Origin of the sequence: Novosphingobium pentaromativorans US6-1, assembly GCF_000767465.1 — a bacterium.
Taxonomy (GTDB): Bacteria; Pseudomonadota; Alphaproteobacteria; order Sphingomonadales; family Sphingomonadaceae; genus Novosphingobium; species Novosphingobium pentaromativorans.
The window spans coordinates 22,875-36,838 of the sequence record NZ_CP009295.1 but is presented as its reverse complement, the minus strand read 5'-3'; the positions used below and the strand labels follow the sequence as shown (position 1 = coordinate 36,838).

The 13,964-nt window shown below is 64.0% G+C and carries 16 protein-coding genes; 5 read left to right on the top strand and 11 right to left on the bottom strand.

Annotated elements, in window-relative coordinates:
* Genes JI59_RS24645 through JI59_RS24630 form a run of 4 tightly spaced genes read right to left on the bottom strand, consistent with a single transcriptional unit; the run spans nucleotide 1 to nucleotide 4,193 of the window.
* On the bottom strand, nucleotides 1-1,674 hold the full coding sequence (locus tag JI59_RS24645; protein ID WP_041565078.1) for a capsular polysaccharide export protein, LipB/KpsS family: 1,674 nt from the start codon (nucleotides 1,672-1,674) through the stop codon (nucleotides 1-3).
* Nucleotides 1,671-2,279, bottom strand: coding sequence for a histidine phosphatase family protein (locus JI59_RS24640; RefSeq protein ID WP_007015796.1), 609 nt, complete (start codon nucleotides 2,277-2,279; stop codon nucleotides 1,671-1,673). Before JI59_RS24640 ends, JI59_RS24645 begins: the two co-directional genes overlap by 4 nt.
* Nucleotides 2,280-2,323: 44 nt before the next feature.
* Nucleotides 2,324-3,175 (bottom strand): 3-deoxy-manno-octulosonate cytidylyltransferase, encoded by an 852-nt coding sequence (locus JI59_RS24635; protein ID WP_007015795.1) that lies wholly within the window; start codon nucleotides 3,173-3,175, stop codon nucleotides 2,324-2,326.
* 31 nt (nucleotides 3,176-3,206) lie between these two features.
* A complete protein-coding gene (locus JI59_RS24630; RefSeq protein ID WP_041565077.1) occupies nucleotides 3,207-4,193 on the bottom strand; it encodes a KpsF/GutQ family sugar-phosphate isomerase in 987 nt (328 codons plus the stop codon).
* A gap of 229 nt (nucleotides 4,194-4,422) precedes the next feature.
* Between JI59_RS24630 and kdsA the strand changes: the two genes are divergently transcribed.
* Nucleotides 4,423-5,253 carry a 3-deoxy-8-phosphooctulonate synthase gene (gene kdsA / locus JI59_RS24625; protein WP_039858886.1) on the top strand — a complete coding sequence of 277 codons (831 nt, stop codon included), beginning with the start codon at nucleotides 4,423-4,425 and terminating at the stop codon, nucleotides 5,251-5,253.
* A gap of 75 nt (nucleotides 5,254-5,328) precedes the next feature.
* Here the strand turns inward: kdsA and JI59_RS24620 are convergent, their stop codons facing one another.
* Entirely contained in the window at nucleotides 5,329-6,099 is a 771-nt protein-coding gene (locus JI59_RS24620) for an aspartyl/asparaginyl beta-hydroxylase domain-containing protein (RefSeq protein WP_007015793.1), read from the bottom strand.
* 183 nt (nucleotides 6,100-6,282) lie between these two features.
* On the opposite strand from JI59_RS24620, the gene JI59_RS24615 reads away from it, so the two are divergent.
* Nucleotides 6,283-7,320 (top strand): phytanoyl-CoA dioxygenase family protein, encoded by a 1,038-nt coding sequence (locus JI59_RS24615; RefSeq protein ID WP_007015792.1) that lies wholly within the window; start codon nucleotides 6,283-6,285, stop codon nucleotides 7,318-7,320.
* 85 nt (nucleotides 7,321-7,405) lie between these two features.
* Here JI59_RS24615 and JI59_RS24610 read toward each other — a convergent pair whose 3' ends face one another.
* The 5 genes from JI59_RS24610 to JI59_RS24590 all read right to left on the bottom strand — a co-directional run bounded on the left by JI59_RS24610 (nucleotide 7,406) and on the right by JI59_RS24590 (nucleotide 10,213).
* Nucleotides 7,406-8,158: a DUF799 domain-containing protein gene (locus tag JI59_RS24610; protein ID WP_007015791.1), complete on the bottom strand. Its 753-nt coding sequence runs from the start codon at nucleotides 8,156-8,158 to the stop codon at nucleotides 7,406-7,408.
* Nucleotides 8,155-8,532, bottom strand: a complete 378-nt coding sequence (locus tag JI59_RS24605; protein WP_239000662.1) for a DUF4810 domain-containing protein — start codon at nucleotides 8,530-8,532, stop codon at nucleotides 8,155-8,157. The genes JI59_RS24610 and JI59_RS24605 overlap by 4 nt, the downstream gene beginning before the upstream one ends.
* Complete coding sequence (locus JI59_RS26965) at nucleotides 8,533-8,778, bottom strand: hypothetical protein (protein WP_203226107.1); 246 nt, start codon at nucleotides 8,776-8,778, stop codon at nucleotides 8,533-8,535.
* A gap of 83 nt (nucleotides 8,779-8,861) precedes the next feature.
* Nucleotides 8,862-9,815 carry a CsgG/HfaB family protein gene (locus JI59_RS24595; protein WP_007015788.1) on the bottom strand — a complete coding sequence of 318 codons (954 nt, stop codon included), beginning with the start codon at nucleotides 9,813-9,815 and terminating at the stop codon, nucleotides 8,862-8,864.
* Nucleotides 9,816-9,910: 95 nt separating this feature from the next.
* A complete protein-coding gene (locus tag JI59_RS24590; protein ID WP_007015787.1) occupies nucleotides 9,911-10,213 on the bottom strand; it encodes a hypothetical protein in 303 nt (100 codons plus the stop codon).
* A 160-nt stretch (nucleotides 10,214-10,373) separates the two neighbouring features.
* Between JI59_RS24590 and JI59_RS24585 the strand changes: the two genes are divergently transcribed.
* Nucleotides 10,374-11,003, top strand: coding sequence for an outer membrane protein (locus JI59_RS24585; RefSeq protein WP_007015786.1), 630 nt, complete (start codon nucleotides 10,374-10,376; stop codon nucleotides 11,001-11,003).
* Between the two features lie 363 nt (nucleotides 11,004-11,366).
* Here JI59_RS24585 and JI59_RS27505 read toward each other — a convergent pair whose 3' ends face one another.
* Nucleotides 11,367-11,549, bottom strand: coding sequence for a hypothetical protein (locus JI59_RS27505; RefSeq protein ID WP_203226106.1), 183 nt, complete (start codon nucleotides 11,547-11,549; stop codon nucleotides 11,367-11,369).
* Nucleotides 11,550-11,597: 48 nt separating this feature from the next.
* Between JI59_RS27505 and JI59_RS24580 the strand changes: the two genes are divergently transcribed.
* The gene (locus JI59_RS24580) at nucleotides 11,598-12,542 is read left to right on the top strand and encodes a glycosyltransferase family 2 protein (RefSeq protein WP_007015785.1); all 945 of its coding nucleotides are present in this window, start codon (nucleotides 11,598-11,600) and stop codon (nucleotides 12,540-12,542) included.
* Between the two features lie 26 nt (nucleotides 12,543-12,568).
* A complete protein-coding gene (locus JI59_RS24575) occupies nucleotides 12,569-13,903 on the top strand; it encodes a glycosyltransferase (protein WP_007015784.1) in 1,335 nt (444 codons plus the stop codon).
* Nucleotides 13,904-13,964: the final 61 nt, after the last annotated feature.

Genomic DNA, 13,964 nt, shown 5'->3' with positions numbered 1-13,964 from the left:
CTACCGAATGGCGGCCATGAGCCGCCCTTGCAGGCGGCGCAAGGGCTCGATCCACCCCTGGCGGTTCGGCGCGTGCTTGTGCACGATGCGATCGACCAGCACTTCGGGCGGGCACGGCAGGCCGGTGACCGGATCGAGGTAGCGCGGGTAGAGCAGCAGGACGCCGGCCACCAGTGCATCGAGCGACAGCGGCCGGCCGCGGCGTGCGGGGACTGCGCCCAGGTCGCGGGTCAGGCCCCATCCGGAGTAGAAAGGCGTGCCGTGGCAGGTCACTTCGCGCCCGCGCATCAACGCCTCGAAGCCGGTCAGCGACGTGAGGACGTGGACCGCGTCGACCGCGTCAAGAAGCGGGGCCATGCCGCCTTCGCGCACGATGCGGTCGGCATGGCGCAAGGCCTCGGCATCGGCGACGGCGCCCACCCGGTGCCCGGCATCGACATCCGGATGCGGGCGCCACCAGATCTCGGCCTCGGGCTCCAGTGCGCGCACGCGGCGCAGCAGTTCGAGGTTGGAATGCAGCCCCCCGCCGCCTGCGAGCACCGACATGTCGTCTTCCACCTGGCCGGGCACCAGGACTACGCGGCGGCCCGTCTCACGCGGGGGCAATGCGCTTTCCGATCCGGCGGCGTACTTGCTGATACCGGCCGAGACGATGGTCTCGCGCAGGGTCCTCGCCCGGTCGATCAGGTCAGGCGGGAACGCGCTTGTGGCAAGGATTGCCTCGAGGTCGCTGGGGGCGGACGGGTCGAAGTGGATCCCGCGCCGGTCGACCACCACCGAAAGCGGCGGGACCAGATTGCTGCCCAATCCGACCGACCGCACGAAGCCGTCCTCCACGCGCACCAGCGGCACCTTGTCCTTGCGGGCCTGCGCGAGCAGCCCGGGGGAGATGCGCGAAGGCCAGATCGCTACTGCACCGCTTTGCCTGCGGGCAATGGCGAGCGCCCGGCGCGAGCGTGAGACGAGCTTGAGCTTCTGGCCCGGGGCCCAGAGGAACCGGCGTATTTCCTTGCGCTTCCACCAGGCCATGCCGCAGGCCGCGACAATGCCGCGGTTGCCTTCGAGCACCCGCCGCCATTCGGCGAGAAGATCGATGGTCGCACCGAGGGTGGCCGCGGTGTCGTGGAAGGGATCGCGGTAGTGCGCGGCTGCGATGGCCTTGGCCGCGCGGCGCCGCAGCGTCGCGGCATCCTCGCCGGGAGCGCCGAACGGGCCCGGCGACAACACCTGCACCGGGACACCGGCAATGGCCGCGAGCGCGGTCCATTCATCGTCGCCATGCGCCTTGAGCAGGCCGGCGCCATCGAGCGCGGACCAGGGGTCGACTTCGGCCCGGAAGCTGCCGCCTTCGCGGCGGGTCAGGGCCGCAAGCGCATGGTCCAGCGCTTTCATCCCGTTGCCGAGCCAAAGCGCGGACCTGCGCTGCTCCGGATCGAGAGCCGCCAGCAATTCGCCAATCTCGGCCGGGTCCCTCGGGCGCAGGACCATGCTCGCCGGGTCGGCGATCTCGGCAGGTGGCGACCAGAAGCTGCCGCCGACGCGTGCTGCGCGAATGCGCGCGAGGAGAGCATCGGCCTCGGCCTCGGGAAGCGCCTGCACCGCGCCGACTTGCGAGACAGAGGCGTCTGCGTCCGGGAATGGCGGGGCGCGCAACAGCGGCAGCGAAGGTGTCACGGGCGCAGGCCCCAGGATTCGAGCATCAGCCCGCCCCCGTCACTGCGCCGGATCACTCCGTAGCCGCCAGTAGGCAGTTTCAGACTGTCGAGCCGGTCCATGGCCGCAGCCAGAGCCGGATCGGCCATCAATGCAAAACGGGCCGCGCCATTGCTGGTGACGAGCAGCGCCGGGCCTTGCGCATCCCGCTTCGCGAAGAGATCGCGCCAGCCCTGCAGCCGCATTTCGGCGTCGACCTGCCAGTCGGGCGGCGGCGCGGCATGGCGTTCCCAGGCGGTGAGCGCCTCGGCGCCGATGCGCGCCAGCACGGCGTCTTCGCTCCGGTCTTCATCGGGGCCGTGATCGATCTCGCGCAGCCATGCACAGGGCTCGGCCTTCGCCGCGCCATGCTGCGCAGCGAGGATGATCTGCGCCGTTTCGCGTGTGCGCAGGAGCGGCGAGGCCAAGGCGCGCGCAAACACCCATCCCTGCGCTGCAAAATGCGCGGCCAGCGCCCGGGCCTGCTCGCGCCCCTTCTCGGTCAACGGCATGTCAGTGCGCGCACCGATCCGGCGCGGGGTCTCCCCGGCAGCGAAAGTGTTGCCATGGCGGACGATCACGAACATCACGCAAGGCGCCTACCCGACGCGGCGGCGGGCGCAAAGAGCGATCATTCGCAAAGGGTTGGTTCCTGGGGATAGGGATCGCCGAGCCGGGCTATCGCCGCTTCGGCCTGGGCCAGGTCTTCAGGGGTATCGATACCGGAAAGGGCGTGCTGCGGCATCTCCACTTCGACCGTCGCGATTGTCCGCCCCCCTTCGAGGAAGCGCAATTGCTCAAGGCCCTCAAGTTGCTCGCAAGGCGTCGGCCCGCTGCGGGCGAACCATTCGAGCGCGGCCATGCGATAGCCGTAAAGTCCCAGATGCTGCCAGACCGGGGAGTGCGGCCCTGCCTCGCGCAGCTTCGCTTCGTTGCGGATTGCGGGAATGATGGTCTTCGAAAACCACAGCGCATTGCCGCTGGCATCGCGCACGCAAGTCGTGCCGCTGAACGGGGCCGTCTGCTTGTGCGCGCGCAACCGGTCCAGGCGATCCCAGTCCAGACGATAGACGGGCGTGGCAACATCGGCGCTGCCCGCGCGCAAGGTCTCGATCAGGCCGGCCAAGACGCCCGGCGGAATGAACGGCGCATCGCCCTGCAGATTGACGACGAGGCCGGGCGCCCGGTCCATCGCGCTGGCCGCGGCAAAGGCGCGCGCGGAACCGGAATCGAGCGAAGCGGGCGTCATGATGGCACGAACTGCAAGGTCGCGTGCGTGTTCGGCGATGCGCTGGTCATCGGTCGCAACCACGACTGTGCAATTCCCGGCCTGCGCCGCTGCGCCGCGAGCGACCGCGACGACCCGTTCAAGCAGGGTGCGGCCGGCTATCGGGAGCAGCGGCTTGCCCGGCAGCCGGGTGGAGCCATAACGCGCCGGAATGACGATGAGATCGGCAGCGTCCGGATCTGCGCTATCGGCCATGGAATGAAAATTGCGGGGCGTCGGCCCGGCTTCAGGCAATGCCGACACCCACGATGTCATGCATGTGGACGACCCCGACGAGCTTGCCGGCATCGACAACGAACAGCACCGAGACGGAATTGTCGTTCATGATGCGCAGCGCTTCGGGCAGCAGGACATTGCCGGGGACGGTTACCGGATCGGTGGACATGTGATTGCCGATGGTATCCGCCAGATTGTTGACGACGATGCAGCGGCGCAGGTCGCCATCGGTAAAGACGCCGACCAGCATGTCGTTCTCGTCGACCACTGCCGTGCAGCCGTAGCGCTTGCGGCTCATTTCCAGTGTTGCGTTGACCAGCGTCGCATTGCGATGAACGCGCGGGATGGCATCGCCGATGCCCATGATTTCCGTCACGGTGGCAAGCTGTGCGCCAAGACGCCCACCGGGATGGAAGACGCGGAAATCCGAAGGCGTGAAACCGCGCGCCTCGATCAGGGCCACGGCCAGGGCGTCGCCCAGGACAAGCTGCAGCGTGGTCGATGACGTGGGCGCCAGTTCGTTCGGGCAGGCTTCGCGCACGACAGGCAGCTGCAGGCAGATATCGGCGGCGCGGCCCGCGGTGCTGTCGGGGTGCGCGGTCGCGACGATCAGTTCCACGCCGTAGTGCCGGCAATAGTGGAAGATGTCGTTCAGCTCCTTGGTCTCGCCCGACCAGGTAATGGCCAGCACAACGTCGTCGCGGCCGATGACGCCGAGGTCGCCGTGGCTGGCTTCACCGGGGTGAAGGAACAGGGCGGAGGTTCCCGTGGAGCGCATGGTCGCGGCGATCTTGCGCGCGATGTGACCGCTCTTGCCCATGCCCGTAATGACGATGCGGCCACGGGTATTGGCAAAGGCATTGATCGCCAGTTCGACGGAATCGCTGAGGCCCGGGCTTTGCAGCGCAGCACGCAAGGTTGCGAGCGCCTGCATCTCGATATCCAGAGTCTTGAGCGCAGATGCAGCATGGCGCGTCTGCAAAGCTTCGATTTTCATAATACCCCTAAAAAACCGCCGCTTTTGAATATAGCTACCGCAGCAAACTTTACTTAAAGTTAATCATGCACACGACGCCAATTCGAAGTCGCAGCATATTTGAAGCCACTGGGGATTGCCAGCGGTTTCAAACAGGGCCAAGGGTCATGGGCGTGACTAACACCGCAATGCAGCATAGCTGCCCAGATAACTCCGATCCAGACGTTTCAAATATTTAAGGTGCGATGTGATGCTTTTGTGCAACCGTGAAGTTGGGACGAACCGCCCTTTATTCGCGATAGCCGGACCCTGCGTTATCGAGAGCGAGACGCTCGCCCTTTCCGTGGCCGAGCATCTTGCTGAAGTGGCACGCAAACTCGGCCTGCTGCTCATTTTCAAAAGCTCGTTCGACAAGGCCAATCGCAGTTCCGACCGCTCCTTCCGCGGGCTTGGCATGGACGAGGGCCTGCGCATCCTGGAAAAAGTGCGCAGCGAAACCGGCCTTCCCGTGCTGACCGACGTGCATGAACCGGCGCAGGTCGCGCCTGTCGCCGAAGTGGTCGACGTGTTGCAGACCCCCGCGTTCCTTGCGCGCCAGACCGATTTCATCGTGGCCGTTGCCCGGTCGGGCAAGCCGGTCAACATCAAGAAGGCGCAGTTCATGGCGCCCGCCGACATGCAGCAGGTCGTCGCCAAGGCGCGCAATGCCGCTGCCGCCGCCGATCTCGAGCCGGACAACTTCATGCTTTGCGAACGCGGCACCTCGTTCGGTTACAACACTCTCGTCAGCGACATGCGCGGGCTGTCGATCATGGCCGACACCGGTTGCCCGGTAGTGTTCGACGCGACGCATTCGGTGCAGCAGCCGGGCGGCTTGGGCGAACGCTCGGGCGGGCAGCGCGAATTCGTGCCCCTGCTGGCCCGCGCCGCCGTTGCTGCGGGTGTCGCGGGCCTGTTCATGGAAACCCATCCGGACCCGGACAAGGCGCTTTCGGACGGCCCCAATGCCCTGCCCCTCGCCGACTTTGCCCCCCTGCTGCAAAAGCTCCAGGCCATCGATTCGGTGACCAAGGACCTTTGACCGGGTAAGCAGCCGGCGGCGAAGCAGTGCTAAGTCACGCGGCTAACAGCGGACCGGGCCGGAAGGCGCGGGGGCTCAACCCGCGACGCGCCCGCCGGCCTTCTCGATCGCCTTGCGGATATCCTGCACGAAGCGGGAATGACGCACGCCGAACAGGAAAAGGTTCTGTATCAGGTTGCCGCGCCAGCGACAGGGGCGCTTGATCTGGATGAGCAGGACATAGCGGTCTTCCCCGGTCTCGTTCCAGACTTCGTGGTTGAACATGTCGTCGAACAGGAAGGACTGCCCGTCCTGCCAGTTGAGGACATGGACGGCTTCGCCTTCCTCCAGGTGCATGCGGCACTTGTCCCATTCCTGCGGGGCACGCAGCGTCAGGTGGTAGGTCAGCATGCCCTTGGTCATGCCCCAGTGCCGGGGGATGTGGCCTCCCGCTTCCAGCACCGAGAAGTTCGCCGTGACGAGGCCGGGCACCTTGTCGAGCAAGGCCGCGGTGACCGGCGCACGGGCCGCATTGGCCTCCATGCGGTAGCCATAGCCCTTGAGGAAGAATGCGCGCCAGCGCTTGTCGGCGGCAATGCGGCCGTGATCGAACGAGATGTCGCCCAGGGAGGGAATATCCTCTGCCCGGATCCGCAATGCCTCGTCGCGAATGTCCTGCCAGCGCGCCTCGAGCCGCGGAATCCAGGCAAAGAAGCTCTTGTCCTGAACTGCACTGTCGGGGATCCGGGAATCGCGCATGATCACACCGTCGATCTTGGGCCGCAGTTCTTTGCCGATCTGGAACAGCGACTTGTTGATGAAGGGGACTTTCCACCCGCGTGACTTGAGTGTTTCGTTCCAGTTCAAGAACCGGCTCCATTTTCATGATCATGTTTCAATAGTGAGCCTATACCCGTCCGCGCGGAATTTTCCATGGCCGCAATCCCCTTGTCCAGAGCGATCGGGCCGCAGGACCGTCCGGATGGGCTTGCCATCACCCCTCGCTTGGCGGCAAGGGGGAGCGATGCGCAGCAATGAGATGGACCGGGCATGACGGTCCGGGCCAAGGCAAAGACGATCCTGCTCTCCCCGGTATGGGCGCTGCAGTTGCTGACGTCCGCCAAGAGCTTCCTCGACAATCCGCTGATCGGTTCGAACCGGCTGAACCGCTGGGGCCTGCACCGCTCCCGGGTGCGCCTTGCCGATGCGCTGTGCCGCTGGCGCCGCCGCCGCCTTGCCGGAAAGCTGCGTCCCGACTGGCGCGAGGCGTTTGAGCGCGACGGCTTCGTCGTCGTGCACGATGTCGTCCCGCCTGCCGAATTCCCTGCCCTGCGCGCGGCCCTTCTCGCCTATGAAGGCCCCGCGCGCGAAATGCGCCAGGGCGATGCGATCACCCGCCGCATGGCGATCGACCCGCAGATGCTGTCAGCCATTCCGGCCTTGCGGGCCTTGCTGGCGCGCAAGGATCTGCTTGCGCTCTTCCACTACGTGGCCGGTTTCCGCACGACACCGCTGCACTACATCCAGACGATCGTCAGCCATTGCGGCGGCAACGAACCCGATCCGCAGGAGTCCGTCCACGCGGACAGCTTCCACGCATCGATGAAGGCGTGGCTGTTCCTCAATCCCGTTTCGGTCGAGGAAGGCCCCTTCACTTACGTGCGCGGCTCGCACCGCTTCGACGAGGCGCGGCTTGCCTGGGAAAAGCGGCGCAGCCTGCGCGACCCCAAGGCGATCGACCGACTTTCGGCGCGCGGCTCGCCGCGCGTGACGCCGCAGGACCTCGAAGACATGGGCCTGGGTCAGGCCGAACCGCTCGCCCTGCCCGCCAATACGCTGGTAGTGGCCGATACCGGCGGCTTCCACGCCCGCGGGAAAGCGGAAAGCAGCGGCGAACGCGTGGAGATCTGGTCCTACGCCCGCCGCAATCCCTTCCTGCCCTGGCTCGGCGGCGACCTGCTCAGCCTGCCCGGCATCGCGGAACGGCGCATTGGCTGGCTATGGTCCTTCCGGGACCGCTTCGAAGCCCGCATCGGCCAGCCCTGGAAACCCGCCGGTCATCGCCGCCCGACTGATGCGGAAACGTAAGGCGACCGCCTCCGAAACTGCCTCACGTTTCCAGATAGCTCGCTACCGCCACCCGCTTGACAGCGGTGAACTCCAGAACCCTGCTTCAGTGCTCATCGACAGCATCGTGCAAGGCAGTCAACCCGGGCGCGGCAACGGCCTCTTGCTCTGCATCGGTGAGCCGTCCAGTCCCGGTCGCTGGAAACAGCTTGGCATTTTGATCTGAAAGCGAATTGCGACTGCCAAAGGGCAATCCTTGCCCGGGCGCTGAAAGAGCGGCCATGTTGGCCTGCATCGCCATCGGGGTGAAATCCGATTTCGTGTTGTTGATCAGCGAGGTCACTGCAGTCGCCAGCAGATCCGCGAAGATGTTCCCAGTGCTCGATTGGGGCGAGTAGACGTAGCGTTCCTGATCCTGCCAGAGGACCTCACCGGTTCTGCCAGATTTCAAGGTATATAGGAACTCGGTTTCAATCGTGGCGCTCACGACCTTGTACTTCGAATCCCAGTCGAGCACTTCGACATAGAGAATGGCATCGGCACCGAACAGGCGGGCAAGGTCCTGCGGCTGAGCCTGGTGTACGAAGCCGGGATCCCCAAGCCCTTCTGCCTGCATCAGGGCCTTTGTCGCATTGGTCGGGAAGGCATAGTACCCGCGTTCGGCCAAGGGAGCGGCCATTGTCGCAAGAAACAGATCTGCCGCATCCACTTCGTTCGAATGATTGATAACGGGCACGACCAGAATTGAGCGAGGTTTTTGCGCGTAATAGGCAGTATAGTCCTTGCTTTCCGGAGCAGTGGCGCAGCCGGCCAGAGCTGGGGCGCAGGCCAGCATGACGGTGGTAATCAGTCGTTTCACTGATCGGTCTCCCCATGGTTTGGGCCGCTGCCTTCAATCAACTTGTTCATCAGCACTGCCGATTCTGGGAATCGTTCACGCTCTTTGGTGAATAACAGGGCCGCTTCGGGGCCCTTCCCCTCTTCGAGCAAAAGGTAGCCCAGTTCGGCGTAGATGCCCGGCGCTACGCGACCCTTTTCTTCACCTTTGGCGATCGTTTCACGCAGGTCCTGCTCGAAGGACGCCTTGTCAGCGTTCTTTGCATAACGGACCAGGGCAGGTTGATAATTGCCCCATTCATACATCGACTTGTTGCCCGCACAGCCGGCAAGCAGCAGCGCGGCACCGATGATCGGCACCCATTTCATGTAAAACACCCCTTGTTTGAGAGCCACCTAGGGAATCAGGTCAATGACCTTGCGGCTACCGTCCTGCAGAAAGATCCGTTGATGATGGATCTGCTTCTGACCGGAAAAGACGTAAAGATCGTGCCAGCCATCGGCGAGCGCCAGTTGCGCCCTGCCCTTATCGTCGGCCCGAACCGCGGTATCGCCAACTTGCACCGTGGCACCTGCTGGCGCGTCGCGCACTTCGACGGAAGACACTGCAGCACTTCGTTCAACGCGATGCCGCGCGCTCATTCCGCAGCCAGCGAGCGAGGCTGCAGCAACTCCAAGCCATGCGCCAATCAGCCAAGGCCGAAACGAATTTCCAAGCTGCATCGTCATTTCGCCACCACGTAAAGTTCAGCGTCATCGAGGCTTTCGAGCGAACCGGACGTAATCCGCGCAATCGAACCTTCGCCCAATTCTCCGCTGCCAAAGTGCGAGACGACTTCGAGCCCTGCCACGGCCGTGGCAGGAAGTTGAAGGCTCAAGCCTGTCTGCCGGCTTTTCACCGATCGTCCGGCCTTCATTACCGCAAGTCTCGCTCCGGCTTTGAGCCCCTGGCTTGGGCCACCCGAGACGAAGACCTGCCCATTCTCCACCGCCAGGATGTCCGTACGCCATTCGCGGGCCTGGATCGTATTGGACAGTTCTTCCAGTACATCCTCGATAGCGACCGAAAGTGCCTTGTCGGTAAGCGAACCGTCAAAGCGCGCGGTGCTGCCCATGCCCAGCGTAGTCTTGGTTTCTGTCGTAGCCTCGCCAGAGCCGGTCGCTGAGTGAAATGCCAAGCCCGTGCGCACGTCGACAAGGCGAATTGCCACCTTGGCATGGGCGCGTTGCGTACGTTCGCGATTGAAAAGGCCGCGCTTGCCGTCCTCGCTGCGACCGAATTCGACGATCGAGCCGATAATAAGCGTATCGACGCCGACCATGTCCTCATCTGCACCGCCGAGACGTTCCTGCTCGCTGGCGATCTGCGTCATGTCCCCGCGTTCGAAAACCAGGAAATCGCCCGACTGTACAAGGTAGGCCGCAAGAATATCAGCAGCCTGCTTGCCAAGCGGATCGAGATTGGAATCGCGGAGCAATGTCTGCCCATATCGCGTCTCGTTGGTGAAACGTCCAATTGCTATCTTGCGCTTGAGCGACAGGGGCTCATCCTGCTTGACCTGAACCGGTTCTGCGTATTCCTGCCGAGTGGACTGGGCATCGGCCTGGCTTGAACTGGTCCCGACCACAATTATGGCTGCAGCCAATGCAAGGCCGCGCGTCAAATTCCGATAGTGCATGCACCCCCCTTGAAGGCAGCATTCATTTCCGGAGAAACGTAGGACCGTCAATTAGTTGCAGAAATTTAATGAATTGCATGATTGCTGCGAACGCCTCAGTCGCACTTCCGCCTTCGCCTCATCACCAGCGCCAGCGAACAGGTCGAGACGATCGGCCCGATCCAGTCGGCGAACTGGTCTGCCTTGGGCCAGACGCGGCCATCGAAGGCGCCCCACCAGGGCATGTTGGCGCGCAGGCCGTGGCCGAACTGCTCGATCCAGCGATACTCTGCCTGGGCCATTTCGCGGCCGAGGAAATAGCCGCAGGCGAGAGCCGCGCCGGCCCACCAGTTGCGCGTGAAAAGGCCAACCACGGTCTGGATCGCCAGGGCCCAGAAGGCATGTTCGATGAGGTTCATTCGATCTCCGCAATCTGTCGGATTCATGGGCATTTGGCGTGCACGGCTTATTCCCGTTAAGCATGAACTGCGACAAAGTTTCCGAGATTATCGGGAACTTTCAATGCGCTTGCCTGTTAAGCCCGGTGTTTATGACAGAAATGACATCAGGGAAAACTACATGATCAAGACATTCACTTCCACGCTCGCTGCTGCTGCCGTGATGGTCCTGGCCCAGCCAGCCCTTGCGCAGTCGGCCGAGGCGGATTCGGCGGCAACCGGCGGCGGCACGACCTTCCGCGGCATTCGCGTGGAGGGCAACGTCGGCGGCGACCGGTTCCAGTCCGAAGGCAACCATGACACCAATTTCGGCTACGGCGCCACGGTCGGCTTCGACGGCACCATGGGCGAGCGTTTCGTGATCGGTGCCGAGGGCAGCTACTGGCGCGCCAATAACTGGGCCGAGAACTGCACCGACCTGCCCGACACCAACAGCATCTGCCACAAGGCTTTCGAGGAATGGGGCGCCGCAGTGCGCGCCGGCTATCTCGCCACGCCTGACCTGCTGATCTTCGGCAAGGCCGGTTACGTCAACGGCGAACAGCGCCGCCGCATCGACGATGCCGACGGCAACCAGCTCGTCTACGACCACTACCGCGCAGACGGCTATCAGGTCGGCGGCGGCGTCGAGTACGATTTCGTCAAGGGATCGACCCCGATCTACGCCAACGTCCAGTACGTCTTCTCGGACTACCACGGCCACTCGTCCCGCCACCGCGTGATGGGCGGCATCGGCGTGCGCTTCAAGTAAGCCTTTCCAGGGATACTCCAGCGATGGCGGCGCGGGCACAGGCTCGCGTCGCCATTTGCGTTTTCGGCCGCTGCGGACCTTGTGCTTCAGGCGTGGGTCCGAAGGCCAGACGTCCCCCTACAGCCGCAAGGCCCGGACAACGACGCGCCGGCAGTCCACGCTTTAGACGCGCGCCTTGCCCCATAACCGCGCAAAGGCGGTGCATTTCAGTTGGCGACGGCGAAGGGCTGCCAGTCCCGCCCCGGCCTGTACGGCCAGCGCCGCCACGGGGCATAGTGGTCATACCTATTTAGGGTGATTTACTGCACGTTCTCAGGCATATAGCATCTTTCGATATATGTAATTTCATTGTTATGCGCGATGTTATGCGATATGTTCTTGCATGAATAGGTTCATGCAATGCTGCGATAATTCAAGTTGACCTGAATATTGAATGGCATGGTTCGGCAAATGGCATTCCGTTTCATGCGCCGCCGTCAAATCATCGCAATGATGTACTAGTGCTAATCTGCGGTCGCCCACCACATCAGCCAGACGATTCGTCATGGAAGACGCAACACTTGCATGAAACGCTGTCTATCAGGGGGCATTTGAATGATCGACGATGCACAGCTGGAACAGGCCGCGCCAATGGGGGAAACTGTCATCCAGCCAACGGGCCACGCGCCAGTTCCGCGCATCAGCGTCATCGTTCCCGTCTGGAACCGGCCGGCGGACATAGAGCGATGCATCAGGTCGCTTCAGAAGCAGACTTTGCCGCAAAGCGACTATGAAATCATCATCGTCGACAATGGCTCGACCGATTCGACGCCGGCCGTTGCGCGCAAGAGCGGCGTCCACGTCCTGGTCGAGCCCCGGCCCAGTTCCTATGCCGCGCGAAACCTGGGACTGAGCGCAGCCAGAGGTGACTATGTCGCATTTACGGACTCGGACTGTACCGTTGACGAGAATTGGCTGGCAAAGGGGCTGGAAGCGCTCGACCGTCATCCAGATAACGCAGTCGTGGCTGGCCCGATCGAACTCTTCTCGGAGAACATGCCGACATCGTCCTCAGTGTGCGAAGCCTATGAGCGGATCTTTGCCTTCAGGCAGGAAAGGAACGTAGCGCGCGGCGCGGCCTGCACTGCCAACTGGTTCTGCCGCACTGCGGTCGTCCGCCAGGCCGGCGGCTTCAGGAGCGACCTGAAATCGGGAGGCGACTTCGATCTCACGCGGCGCCTGCAGGCAGCCGGCTATCCGGTGGTCTATGCCCCGGACGCGCTGGTCTTCCATCCTGCCCGCGCCACCGTGTCGGAGCTGTGTTCAAAGGCCCGCCGGGTGATCGGCGGTCGCATGATGATGCGGCGAAACCGCCGCAATCCCCTGCACTGGTGGGCCGGGCTGACGATAGACACCCTGCGCCGGTTCCAGACCCTCTTCACCGAACGATGCCCCCTCGTGATGCGGGCCCGGTTGTCGATCCTGCTTGTCACCCTCTGGCTGGCGGCATGCTGGGAAGTGCTGCTGATCACCCTGGGCGGCGAGCCCCGCCGCGCCTGATGAGAGCCGACCGGGACGACTTCTCCATGGCTGTCCGCACGGCTGCGCCTGATGGCTCGCAGCTGCGAAAAACGAGTGCGAGCGTCGAACGCCCCCCCGCGGCAGGCGCGGGCACCGAACCGAAAGTGGTGTACCTGGTCCGGCGTTTCCCGGTGCGATCGCAAACCTTTGTCACGAACGAGATCATCGATCACATAAGGTCGGGCGCCGATGTCCGCGTGATGGTCTTCGAAACGCCGGACACGGCGGACTTCCCGCTCGAGGACCTCGACCCCCTCGTCCGGCCGCGGGTCACCTACCTCGACGTTCCCCGCGCAAACACGGCACGCATCGGCGAAGCCCTGCGGCTGCTCCTGCGCAAGCCGGGCCATCTGCCCCTGGCGCTGCGGGCGCTCGCCCGGGCGCGGCAGGAAGGAAAGCATGCGACTGTCGGGACGCTGCTGTTTGCGCTGAAACTGGCCGGGACGCTGGAATCGGCCGACATCGTCCATTGCCACTTCGGCAATGTGGGGCGCATGGCCGCGATGATCCTGCGCCTGGGCCGCTGGCAGGCCAGACTGGTGACAACCTTTCACGGCTATGACGTCAGCAAGCAGGCTTACCAGCCTCTCGGCGAGTACTATGCCCCCCTGATCGAGCGCGGGGACCTGTTGCTGACCGTCAATTCCATCTGGGCCGAGCGGCTGCAGGCCGCAGGAGCAGACCCCGCGCGGATCCGCATCCACCACATGGGCATCAACCCGGCTGCCATCGAAGGCATCTCGCCGGGCAGGCCGGAAGCGGAGACGGTCCGCTTCTGCATGGTCGGCCGCATGGTCGCGAAGAAGGGCCACGAGGTGGCGCTGCAGGCGCTGGCACTGCTGCGCAGGCGCCGTCCGGAACTGGCAGTATCGCTGGTCATGGTCGGCGAAGGGCCGCTCCTCGAAAGCCTCAAGGCGCAGGCACGGGCCGATGCGCTGGAGGACGCGGCGGCCTTTCGCGGTGCGCTGAACCATGCAAGCGCACTGGCCGAGATAGGACAGGCGGACGCCTTCGTCCTGCCGTCGCGAACAGCGCCCGATGGCGACATGGAAGGCATTCCCGTCGTGCTCATGGAAGCGATGGCCATGGGCAAGCCGGTCATCTCAACGCGCCACAGCGGCATTCCCGAACTTGTCGCGGACGGCGTCAACGGGCTGCTGGCCGATGAAAACGACCCGGCCGGAATTGCCGACGCGATGGAGCGCCTTGCCGAGGATGCCGGGTTGCGGCAGCGCCTTGGCACTTCGGCGCGCGAGGCGGTCCTCGCAGAATTCAACGAAGTCACGCAAGGAGAGCGGCTACGCAGGATATATGTCGAGCTGGCAGGGTCGAAGCCGTGATCGTGTCATGGAGCGGAGGCTAACTTGGGCGGTCCGGTCATCGGATCCGGCGAATTGAAGG